Here is a 7,275-nt window from a genome sequence, read left to right as displayed (position 1 = left end):
TGATAAATGACATCTCTTTAATGAACTTCTCGGTAGTACCTCACGGTTACCTTTATATGTTGCAACTAATTTTTTCAGTTTCTTCTCGGTCTATTCCTCCGAAAGTCAGTTTGTAAAATCAGTCGTTTCAATCTTGTTTTTCTTCTAGCAGCTCCGCTGCTAAATTCCCTTGTTGTTTGGGATGGCAAAGGTAGTAATCTTTTTATTATTGTCAAGCTTTTTTTTTAAACTTTTTCTTTTTGTTTAAATAAGCGTTAAGCTTTTTAAAACTCAGAACAACATTACTACTTTTAACTCTTCAAATCAACCTTCTCTATATCCCTTTCACTGTTTCCCTTCCTCCGAAGCGGGATGCAAAAGTAGGAAAATATTTTATCCCCGCAAAACAATTGCAGCTTATATTTGTATGCACAAGCTAACAGGCTATCCCAGAGCCTAAAGAATTACGGTTTTTATTTTAAGCCTCCGCTCATTAATCTGAAAGTCGACCTCCCCAACTCATAATACATACTTAAAGGGAAATCTGCGGGCAATAAATTAACTCATTTATCATAATATAGCGAACCGCATATATATGTAAAGGATGTGGTCATATGCTATTTTCTGTATAAACCTTCTATTATCTACTCTAATAACGCAAAATGGGCTTCCAGTTATATCCTAAATCCCTTCAAAAATAAAACACAAAATTGAAAACGATTGGGTAATCACTTTAGTATGTGACACAGCTACCAATTTAAATCTCCTCAATCCCTCGGCACTTCATCACCTTAACGGCACCCAAAGATGAATATGATAACCATCCCATCCGTCACAAGAAAAATCATGGTACCCTGGACTACACATCAGCATATCACTTACCGCTACCTACAGCAATCAAAAATTATTTAAAGTAGTCCTTACTGAAAATATATATACTCTGCAGTACTGCAAATAAAAAAGGGAAAGGAGAGTTACCCGTAGATGGGCATAGTTCCGGCTCATGCACCAGCTAACGCTGGTTTTACCACAAAAAAAGAGCGGCCAATCCTGGAACGCTCATTTTTAACTAACTTATTATTCATAAAAAAACTGGCTGTTGGGGAAGGAGTCGAACCTTCAAGGGGAAGTTAGCCGCAGTTCAAAATTAATTTGTGGTCAACCCATAAACTGTGTTTATCCCATGATCCCCACCACCGAGACAAGGAGGTGTGTCTGCCAATTTCACCACCCAACATTAAATAAAGAACTTACTCTTTAGCTGTAGGGGAAGGAGTCGAACCTTCAAGGAGTAGTTAGCCCTTACGGGTTTTCTATAATCTCCACCACCGAGACAAGGAGGTGCGTCTGCCAGTTCCACCACCCTACATTGTTAAGCTACGTTAAAGAACTATTTTTTTTCCGTTTGCTTGATACAAATGTAACAACAACCCCAATACGTTGCAAATATTTTAAACATTTAATTTTATTATTAGTAAATTAGTAATTATATTAGCAATTCATTATTATATATTCAAATCATGATTAAAAAAGAAACCCAAAATTCAGAAATTGATAACCTGAATATTGATATCTTAAAGCAACTTATGGTGGATGCGACTAAGCCTTACACCGAAATTGCCAAAGACCTCATCGTTTCTGGGGGTACCATCCACGTTAGGATGAAGAAATTGCAGGAAATGGGCATCATTAAAGGTTCGCACTTAATCATCGACCCACAAAAAGCGGGTTATGACATCTGTGCGTTCCTGGGCATTTACCTCGAAAAAGGGATACAGTATAAAGATGCAGTAGCGCAGCTAAGCAAAATAAAGGAAGTTGTGGAGTTACATTATACCACAGGATCCTATAGCATGTTTGCTAAAATCATCTGCAGAGACACCAGCCACCTGCGCCATGTATTAAATGAAGAGATCCAGGCAGTACCGGGTATACAACGTACGGAAACGTTGATATCACTTGAAGAAAGCATAAAAAGGCAGATAGAATTATAATTCCACCTGCCTTTTATGCGACCTTATAAATAAGGCTTTATTTAAATTTATTCTTTAACGCTTCCAGCTTTAACTGTAAATCACCTTCTGCATTTGCTTTCACACGGTCTGTTTTTGCTTTAGGGCGATCCACTCTACTATTTGTCGCAGCCGAAGGTGCTGCTTTCGCGGCAGGTTTATGGGAAGAATGCGCAGCTTTTGGCCTGGCTTCTGATTTACCTGTTTTCATCGACAGGGAAATACGTTTACGGGCAACATCCACCTCCATCACTGTAACCTCTACTTTTTGATGCACTTTAACCACATCATTAGGGTTGGCTACAAACTTGTCCGCTAGCTGGCTGGTATGTACCAGTCCATCCTGGTGGACACCAATATCTACAAAAGCACCAAAATTGGTAATGTTGGTTACTATTCCAGGCAGTTTCATGCCGATTTTTAAATCCGCAATCTCATTTACCCCATCTGTAAAGCTAAACACCTCAAACTGCTCCCTTGGATCGCGCCCCGGTTTAGCCAACTCCTGCATAATATCCGTAAGCGTGGGTAAACCCACCTGCTCACTTACATATTGCTGCAACTTAATCTGCTTCTGTTTTTCTTTATCTTTAAGTAACTCCGCAAGGCTGCATCCAAGATCATCAGCCATTTTATTAATTAAAGGATAACGTTCAGGGTGCACCCCACTTGCATCCAACACATGTGCGGCATCGCGAATGCGAAGGAAACCAGCCGCCTGTTCAAAGGCTTTATCACCTAAACGAGGCACTTTTTTCAAGCTTTCCCTGTTTTTGAAAGCGCCGTGTGTATTTCTGTAGGTTACAATATTTTGTGCCAGTTGCGGACCTAAGCCAGAAACATAGGCCAATACCTCTTTTGATGCGGTATTTAATTCCACGCCAACAGCATTAACACAACTCATCACGGTATCATCCAGTGATTGCTGTAATTTATTCTGATCAACATCATGCTGGTACTGCCCTACACCAATCGACTTTGGGTCTATTTTTACCAGTTCTGCCAAAGGATCCATTAAACGACGTCCGATGGAAACAGCTCCCCTTACGGTAATGTCGTGATCAGGAAATTCTTCGCGGGCCACATCAGAAGCAGAATAAATGGAAGCACCATTTTCATTTACCATCACCACGGTAATGCCTGGAATGGATAAACCACGAATAAAAAGCTCTGTTTCCCTACCTGCTGTACCATTGCCAATGGCAATCGCTTCTACCTGGTGGGTTTCACAAAGTTTCTGAATAATTTCGCTGGCCTTTTTTACATTTCCTTGTCCGGTATGCGGATAGATGGCTGTGTTTTCCAATAACTTGCCCTGTTTGTCGAGGCACACCACTTTACAACCTGTACGGAAACCCGGGTCAATGGCCATTACATTTTTCTGTCCCATTGGGGCAGCTAATAATAATTGACGGGCATTTTCTGCAAATACCCGGATGGCCTCTTCATCAGCTCTTTCTTTTGCCAGCACCCGCAGCTCGTTAGCCATGGATGGCGCAAGCAGGCGTTTATAACCATCCTGTATAGCCAGCTGCACTTGCTTAGCCTGTGCATTCTGCTTTTTAATAAACTGTTTTTCCAGCAAAGCCAGGGCACCATCTTCGGGAGGTAATACCTCCAGCTTCAGGATTGACTCATTCTCTGCACGTCGCATGGCCAATACACGATGCGAAGGCGCAGATTTCACAGGTTCTTCCCAGTTAAAATAATCTTTGTACTTAATCCCCTCCTCTTCTTTACCCGCAACCACAGAAGCCTTAAAGCTGGCCTGTTGCTGGAAATACTTGCGCATAGCTGTTCTGGTTTCCGCGTTTTCATTCACCATTTCTGCAATGATATCACGGGCACCCGCCAGTGCATCAGCTACAGAAGCAACACCAAGGTCCGTATTCAGGTATTTAGCCGCCTCTGTTTCCGGATCGGCATTACCCTGTTCCAAAATCATTAAAGCCAAAGGCTCCAAACCTTTTTTCCTGGCTTCTGAAGCCCTGGTTTTACGTTTGGGTTTATAAGGAAGGTAAATATCCTCAATGGCCTGAATGGTTACCGCAGCATTAATTTGCGCCTCCAATTCAGGCGTTAATTTAGAAAGGGCCGTTAAAGCCTTTAAAATAGCTTCCCGCCTTTTATCTAAATCACGCAACTGCTGAAAACGATCGCGAATAGCTGCAACCTGCACTTCATCTAAGCTTCCGGTTACTTCTTTACGGTAACGGGAAATAAAAGGCACGGTAGCCCCTTCATCCAATAACCCGATGGTGGCTAATACTTGTTTTTCTGTAACCCCTAGTTCAAGGGCAATGGTTTTTGAGTGTTGACTCATATTGATATCTTTTAAAATGAAAAAATCCCGAACGACAAAAGTCTTCGGGATTCATATCTCAGTTTATGACAATAACTATTTTGCTACGTACATCACTTCTTTAACAGCTTTCACTACACGTTCTGCGTTTGGCAAACTAGCTGCAATAAGCGTTGGTGCATATGGAAGCGGCACATCGGCACAAGTAATACGCAATACTGGCGCATCAAGGTGGTCGAAAGCATTTTTCTGTACGTTGAAAGCAATTTCTGAAGAAATGGAAGCCAATGGCCATGCTTCTTCAACAATTACTAAACGGTTGGTTTTCTTAACCGACTCAATGATGGTAGCGTAATCGATAGGACGAACAGTACGTAAATCGATAACTTCTACGTTAATTCCCTCTTTTGTTAACTCTTCAACAGCTGGATTAACTACACGGGTTAACATTTTACCAAAAGTAACGATCGTTACATCAGTACCTTCTTTGGTAACATTTGCTTTTCCTAGTGGAATGTAATATTCTTCTTCAGGAACTTCACCTTTATCACCATACATCACCTCAGATTCCATGAAAATAACTGGATCCGGATCAATGATGGATTGTTTTAACAAACCTTTAGCTTCGTAAGGAGTAGAAGGAACAACAACTTTTAAACCTGGACAGTTAGCATACCAGTTTTCAAAGTTTTGTGAGTGTTGTGCACCTAATTGTCCAGCGTTACCAGTTGGGCCACGAAAAACGATAGGAATAGGAAACTGTCCACCACTCATAGACAACATTTTCGCTGCACCGTTAATAATCTGATCGATAGCAACCAAAGAGAAGTTAAAGGTCATAAATTCTACGATTGGAATTAATCCGTTCATTGCAGCGCCAATACCGATACCGGTAAAACCAAGCTCAGCAATAGGGGTATCAATGATGCGTTTGGCGCCAAACTCATCCAACATTCCCTGACTAACCTTATAAGCACCATTATATTGGGCAACTTCTTCGCCCATTAAAAATACGTTTTCATTTTTACGCATTTCTTCACTTAAGGCTTCACGCAGGGCTTCTCTAAATTGAATCTCTCTCATTGTATCTTCAAATGTTAACTGTGGCAAATATAACTATTGTAATCTAATTAAAAAGTAGTGTTTTAATTACATACCACATAATGTAATGTAAGGTGAATAGGTGAAGCTATTTTCCACTGTAGTGGGCTTAAAGGGTATATTTTCATCAAATAACTGTGATAGTTTTAACCGCAGCAACTGTAAAAACTCCTGTTTTATCTGGTGAAGGTGCATGCCAGTCAGTTTAGTTTTCTCCTTACCTTCCATAAACAGCGCCCCATCTTTACGCATATTACGGACACTATAAATATTAGGTTCAACCCAATCTTTAGCATTTGCAGTTTCGTAAACATGCGTATAAAAGAGTGTTTGAACGAGCGCTTTATTTTGCTTTTTGCCATCAGTATCAAACACATCATCAAGGTTAGAGTAGCGCAAATCGTCACTTCCCGTTTTATAATCGACGATGCGGATCACCCCTGCTTTTTGATCTATCCTGTCTATAACACCATGCAGGACAATGGTTTTCTCCACGCCATTTACGGTAAATTTAAAGGGGATGTGGTCCTTCTGCTCTAAAGCAAGAATTTCGAACGGCGCATGCGTTTCGTCGTAATCTAATATAATACCCGCGTATTCCATCACGATGGCCAACACCACTTTTTGCATGCCGTTATGTGCCACGGCATGATGCTCATCGTTAAAAACCACCTGGGCAAAGGCACGTTCGGCGAGGCTACCGAGGGTTTTACGGTGCTGTGCTATCCGCTCTCTGGTCATCTCCGGATCCTCCTTCTTCAGCTCCTTGTAAAAAGTTTCCAGCACCCAGTGCAGCATCAGACCAATAATATTGGCCTCCACATTCTCTACCACCTCTTTGGGCTCTTCAATTTTGGCCACATAGCGGTAAAAGAACTGCAAGGGGCAATTGATATAAGTAGTAAGTGCCGATGCTGAAAGCCGCGCCTCTCCACTCAGGTATTTATTAAGCAAGCTCATTACTTGGTGGTCTTTCACAACCTGCACTGTTACCTTACTTTCGGTCGAAATAATTTGCTGGTGCTCCAGGTAGTTAAACTGGTAACCACTTTCATATTCCAGTTGTCGTAAAAAGCGGCTGGGTTCACCTGTATTCGTGTCATCGGCCTGTGCGTTGTATACAAGACTGATTTTATCGGACCGTTGAAGCAACCGGTAAAACATATAGGCTGAAATGGCATCCTGGTTTTCCAGTACCGGTAAGCCATGTGCCCTGCGGATACTATCGGGAATAAAACTTGGGGATATACTCACCTGAGGTAAGATACCTTCATTTACGCCTAAAATATAAACGTTCTCAAAATCAAGGTTCCTGCTTTCCAGTAAACCCATCACCTGTATACCTTGTAAAGGCTCGCCAGATAAAGGCACCGCAATCCCCTGCACCGCCCGTTGAATTAAAGACAGCACGAAAGTGAGTTCTTTGTTCACGGCGCCGCTTTGCAGGTGCTCTGCCAGTGCATCATGCAGCTGGTTTAACTCCTTGATCACGGCAACAAATAGATCTGTTTCCGTCTGCTTGAGCGTTTTTTGCTCCAGCTGCTGCTCCAGTACATACTTTAACACACGTTGTAAAGCATTAATGGCTTCGCCAGCATCCATTACCTTTGTAAAGAACAGCTCAAACAAGCGCTTTTGTCCTTTCAGGCGGTGAAGTGGTACTTCGACCAATTGTTCCTCCACCAGCTTTTGCTGAATTTTATCGCGGGTCTTTTCACTAATTCCCGTTAGGGGATGAGAAAGAAACGCTTCTACCTCTTTGAAACTAACGGTTTCTTTTTCGCCTTCGGTCAATTGAGCCTGCACGGTTAACCATAAATCCGCCAACCCAAAAATAGAACTGGCCACTAGCGGATAACCCATGGTGACGTTAAGGTCTAA

The 7,275-nt window shown here is 41.8% G+C and carries 4 protein-coding genes and 2 tRNA genes; 1 reads left to right on the top strand and 5 read right to left on the bottom strand.

All coding sequences use genetic code 11. From position 1 onward, the window contains the following. Nucleotides 1-1,072: 1,072 nt before the first annotated feature. Nucleotides 1,073-1,216 (bottom strand) — tRNA-Asp (locus tag ACR2F3_RS04085). Nucleotides 1,217-1,240: 24 nt separating this feature from the next. Then, a tRNA-Asp gene (locus tag ACR2F3_RS04080) sits at nt 1,241-1,348 on the bottom strand. Nucleotides 1,349-1,499: 151 nt separating this feature from the next. Between ACR2F3_RS04080 and ACR2F3_RS04075 the strand changes: the two genes are divergently transcribed. After that, nucleotides 1,500-1,973 (top strand): Lrp/AsnC ligand binding domain-containing protein, encoded by a 474-nt coding sequence (locus ACR2F3_RS04075; RefSeq protein ID WP_432708704.1) that lies wholly within the window; start codon nt 1,500-1,502, stop codon nt 1,971-1,973. Between the two features lie 37 nt (nt 1,974-2,010). Here ACR2F3_RS04075 and ACR2F3_RS04070 read toward each other — a convergent pair whose 3' ends face one another. The 3 genes from ACR2F3_RS04070 to ACR2F3_RS04060 form a co-directional block, all read right to left on the bottom strand. Continuing rightward, nucleotides 2,011-4,314, bottom strand: a complete 2,304-nt coding sequence (locus ACR2F3_RS04070) for a Tex family protein (protein ID WP_432708703.1) — start codon at nt 4,312-4,314, stop codon at nt 2,011-2,013. Between the two features lie 75 nt (nt 4,315-4,389). Next, nucleotides 4,390-5,376 carry a pyruvate dehydrogenase complex E1 component subunit beta gene (locus tag ACR2F3_RS04065; protein ID WP_432708702.1) on the bottom strand — a complete coding sequence of 329 codons (987 nt, stop codon included), beginning with the start codon at nt 5,374-5,376 and terminating at the stop codon, nt 4,390-4,392. 66 nt (nt 5,377-5,442) lie between these two features. Then, nucleotides 5,443-7,275 (bottom strand): PD-(D/E)XK nuclease family protein (locus ACR2F3_RS04060; RefSeq protein ID WP_432708701.1); only part of this gene is annotated, 1,833 nt, incomplete at its 5' end.

Origin of the sequence: Pedobacter sp. (assembly GCF_045627485.1) — a bacterium.
Lineage (GTDB): Bacteria > Bacteroidota > Bacteroidia > Sphingobacteriales > Sphingobacteriaceae > Pedobacter.
Note: the sequence above shows the minus strand (reverse complement) of the source record. Positions and strands in the feature narration are given on the sequence as shown.

Coding starts and splice junctions, on each gene's coding strand:
- ACR2F3_RS04075 (WP_432708704.1), top strand. CDS start 1,500: ATGATTAAAAAAGAAACCCAAAATTCAGAAATTGATAACCTGAATATT.
- ACR2F3_RS04070 (WP_432708703.1), bottom strand. CDS start 4,314: ATGAGTCAACACTCAAAAACCATTGCCCTTGAACTAGGGGTTACAGAA.
- ACR2F3_RS04065 (WP_432708702.1), bottom strand. CDS start 5,376: ATGAGAGAGATTCAATTTAGAGAAGCCCTGCGTGAAGCCTTAAGTGAA.